We start from the raw sequence: 1,030 nt of genomic DNA on the forward strand, positions 1-1,030 counted from the left end.
GCTTTTTCTGTAAATTCAAGAACTTACAGAAAAAGCCAGATTACGACGTACTAAGCAAATAATGGCGGAGAACGGGGGATTCGAACCCCCGACACCCTTTTGAGGTGTACTCCCTTAGCAGGGGAGCGCCTTCGGCCACTCGGCCAGCTCTCCGCAACACGGGGCGTATCTTAACCAACCTTTTCCCCGTTTGCAAACATAAAAATCGATAAAAATTAATGGCTTGGTTCTTCGTCCTTCTCTTTCTTTATACGCAGGTAAATTTCCTCACGGTGCACGGCAACCTCTTTCGGAGCGTTCACCCCGATACGCACTTGGTTTCCTTTAACGCCGAGCACGGTCACGGTGATTTCGCCATCACCGATAATCAGGCTTTCTGCGCATCGACGAGTCAGAATCAGCATACCTTTCTCCTTACGCAATTCAGTTCAGGGACAACAGTCTGCAAAAAAAAGGCACCCGACCTACAACCGGAGCGATCGTAGCCCTACATGCCTGAGTATTGACCAGCGCGAGCAAAAGAACAGTTCAGGGCTCGCGCCATTCAAAAAATAAAGGGCGCGGTCAGACCGCGCCCTTCTTGTCAGCGGATTACTCGCCCTGACGGGCAGGCGCATCCAGTTCGAAAGCCGTGTGCAGGGCGCGCACAGCCAGTTCCAGGTATTTCTCTTCGATCACTACGGAAACCTTGATTTCCGAAGTCGAGATCATCTGGATGTTGATGCTTTCCTTGGCCAGCGATTCGAACATGCGGCTGGCAACGCCTGCGTGGGAACGCATGCCGACGCCGACGATCGAGACCTTGGCAATCTTGGTGTCGCCAACGACTTCACGGGCACCGATCTCGCGAGCGGTGTTTTCCAGCACGGTCTGTGCGGCCTGATAGTCATTGCGGTGTACGGTGAAGGTGAAGTCGGTGGTGTTATCGTGCGCAACGTTCTGCACGATCATGTCGACTTCGATGTTCGCGGCACTGATCGGGCCGAGAATCTTGAACGCCACACCCGGGGTGTCTGGCACGCCACGGATG

2 protein-coding genes and 1 tRNA gene are annotated in these 1,030 nt (G+C 53.8%); all 3 read right to left on the reverse strand.

From position 1 onward, the window contains the following. Positions 1-62 precede the first annotated feature (62 nt). Positions 63-153: transfer RNA gene (locus ACIOZM_RS32005), tRNA-Ser, on the reverse strand. A gap of 62 nt (positions 154-215) precedes the next feature. Further along, positions 216-404 (reverse strand): carbon storage regulator CsrA, encoded by a 189-nt coding sequence (gene csrA / locus ACIOZM_RS32010; protein ID WP_002554426.1) that lies wholly within the window; start codon positions 402-404, stop codon positions 216-218. A 187-nt stretch (positions 405-591) separates the two neighbouring features. Continuing rightward, positions 592-1,030: ACT domain-containing protein (locus ACIOZM_RS32015; RefSeq protein WP_401221699.1), on the reverse strand; the 439-nt coding region annotated here is incomplete at its 5' end.

It is taken from the genome of Pseudomonas sp. NPDC087346 (genome assembly GCF_044744235.1).
GTDB lineage: Bacteria > Pseudomonadota > Gammaproteobacteria > Pseudomonadales > Pseudomonadaceae > Aquipseudomonas.

Bases quoted from the DNA above. Each gene is read 5' to 3' on its own strand.
- csrA (WP_002554426.1), bottom strand. From the start codon at position 404: ATGCTGATTCTGACTCGTCGATGCGCAGAAAGCCTGATTATCGGTGAT.